This window comes from Flagellimonas lutimaris, from assembly GCF_051494225.1.
In the GTDB taxonomy this organism is placed as follows: Bacteria; Bacteroidota; Bacteroidia; order Flavobacteriales; family Flavobacteriaceae; genus Flagellimonas; species Flagellimonas lutimaris_A.
In genome coordinates this window covers 1-2,475 of sequence record NZ_JBNPYE010000022.1, presented here as the reverse complement: position 1 = coordinate 2,475, position 2,475 = coordinate 1, and the positions used below count along the sequence as shown (strand labels likewise).

The window sequence follows — 2,475 nt, the reverse complement described above, 5'->3', positions numbered from 1 at the left end:
GATATTCTGGGTAGTGCGATAGGTGCAATTTGGTTTAGCGCTCTGTTGTGAACAATTTACTTTAAGATGCATTGCAACGAAGTTGCGCAGATTAAAGTTCGCCCTTGGCGAATTGTTCACAACGGTTGGGTATATAAAACGTTTGGCATTTCAAAGCGATTCTCTATAAAACCGTTACCAGGTTTATTAAATGTACTACCCTTAAAATTAGCACTTTCCGCCAAATGTTTTATATACCGTGTTACCGCCTGGTATTTCTACCAATTCATAATTTGTACTTCTTCCTCCACTTGGTTCTTTTTGTAAAATATCCTTTTTAATTAAGTCTTGAATATCTCGTAGAGCAGTGTCTTGAGAGCATTTACAAATCTTACCCCATTTTGTGGTTGTAAGTTTTCCCGTAAATCCGTCAAGTAACCTATTAATCATTTTTTGCTGACGTTCATTGAAAATTGTTGAAGAATGAGTTTTCCAGAATTCCGCTTTTTGTAAAACTCTCTGAAGCAAATCATAAGTTGAATTTATAGCCTCTTGCAAACATTCTAAAAACCACAAAATCCATTCAGTTATATTAGAATCGCCTTTCTGCGTTCTTTCTAATACTTCATAGTATTGTTCCCGCTCAACTCTAATTTGAGCCGACATACTATAAAACCTTTTAACACTATTGTCTGAGCGAGCCAATATCATTTCAGTAATTGCCCTTGTTATTCTTCCATTTCCATCTTCAAATGGGTGTATGGTTACAAACCATAAATGGGATATCGCAGCTTTAAGAACAGGGTCTACTTCTATTTCATTTTCAATCCAATCGAGAAGTTTATCCATTTCAGAGTCTATCCGTTCTGCAGCTGGTGCTTCAAAATGAACCTTTTCTCTACCCAATGGTCCTGACACAACTTGCATTGAACCTTTTATGTCTTTTCTCCAATCTGCTACTGTTATTTTAAACATGTTACTCCAACCAGTAGGAAATAGTGCTGAATGCCATCCAAATAGTCTTTCTTTGGTAAGAGGTAAATCATATCGATGAGTTGCATCTAGCATCATTTCCACGATTCCATCAATATGTCTTTCCGATTCTATTGCACCTGCTATATCAATGCCAAGTCTACGAGCAATTGAAGAACGTACTTGTTCTGATTCTAGAATTTCACCTTCGATTTCTGATGATTTAACAATTTCAAGCGTTAAGGTGTTCAGAATGGCCTCATTCTGCAAATCAAATCCAAGCGATTCCATCCTTCCAAGTAGTTTTCCTTGTAAGTTTCTAGTTTCACTTAGTTTCAATAGTACCTTCTTGTTGTCCCAAGTAAAATCAGTCCAATTTTCTCTGTTATGAATGTAAAATGCCATATCTCCGCAAATTATGCGGCAAATATACTGTCTATTCTCCGCATTTCAAATATTCTCCGCAAAATATGCTCTAATTAACGGTGGTTTTCTCCGCAGACGTTCGTTTTTTGCTTGGCGGTAACGGTCTCGTATAACCGTCAGTTACGGGTTAATATGCGTTAATTTTCGGTTTTGTACAGACTTCTTTAGCAATTCCGAGTGGATTCGGACGTAGTCGAATCCGCCGTAATTGCGGTTATACATTGTTGTGTGCTGGCTTTTTTATTCCGTATTGTTCTAACCAATTCAACGGTTTAGTCAGATTATGTTTATTAAATTCTAAATGTATTACTCGTCTTTTCTTTCCGTTTGTTGTTCTGTTCGAAGCGTGTAAAGTCAAAGGTTTCATTAACATTGCTCCGCCTTTTTCTACCTCGCAGATAAATTCGTTTTGTAAATTCCAATCTTTCGAGTCAGCTCGAACTATTCCGTTTAAGTGAGATTTCGGAATCACTTTTAACGCCCCATTATTTTTGTCCGTTTTATCCAAATGAATCCGGATTGTTATTGTGTCTTCCAAAATCTCAATTGGTGGTTGAACTCCGTACTGTCCTTTTTTAAAAGTCCAATTAGAGTAATTTTCCAATTCTGTTTTTTGGTCAACCGAAATACTTAAATCTTGATGGTAAGCAACAAACCAATTCGATTCGCTTGGTTTGTCAAAATAGATTGCTTTGGTTAGAAAATATTCAGATTCGGAAAGGTTAGAAATTAATTCAGTCAGTTTTTCGTTAAAAAGAAAATCGGTCAATTCAGGCACATTTTTAATTAATTGTCTAATCGCAAATAAATCCTTTGTTTTCATAAACGAATTTCCTTCCTTTTCAGTATTTTCTATACAAGCTAAAATTCCGCTTATTTCTTTGTCCGAATATAAGTCAGCTAAAACGGAATATCCATTTTCTTCAAGTTCTATTTTGTTCTTTTCGTAGTTCATTTTTCAGCTTGCACACAACAGAGCGCTAAACGTAGTGCTGTGATTTCTACGGAAATATAACGAAATCCGTTCAACCATGTCAAAAGAACTTTCCTTCTTATCATCTTATGGCGTGGTTTGCCAAGGAGTCCGCGTGAGCGGAC

Annotated in this window: 2 protein-coding genes; both read right to left on the bottom strand. The window is 36.2% G+C overall.

The genetic code is table 11. The annotated features are described in order from the left end of the window. Positions 1–207 precede the first annotated feature (207 nt). Entirely contained in the window at positions 208–1,356 is a 1,149-nt protein-coding gene (locus tag ACQQ5U_RS19345; protein ID WP_437400100.1) for a Fic family protein, read from the bottom strand. 235 nt (positions 1,357–1,591) lie between these two features. After that, the gene (locus tag ACQQ5U_RS19340; protein ID WP_437400099.1) at positions 1,592–2,332 is read right to left on the bottom strand and encodes a phytanoyl-CoA dioxygenase family protein; all 741 of its coding nucleotides are present in this window, start codon (positions 2,330–2,332) and stop codon (positions 1,592–1,594) included. Positions 2,333–2,475: the final 143 nt, after the last annotated feature.

Excerpts from the sequence above, each read along its gene's own strand:
- ACQQ5U_RS19345 (WP_437400100.1), bottom strand. The coding sequence starts at position 1,356 with ATGGCATTTTACATTCATAACAGAGAAAATTGGACTGATTTTACTTGG.
- ACQQ5U_RS19340 (WP_437400099.1), bottom strand. The coding sequence starts at position 2,332 with ATGAACTACGAAAAGAACAAAATAGAACTTGAAGAAAATGGATATTCC.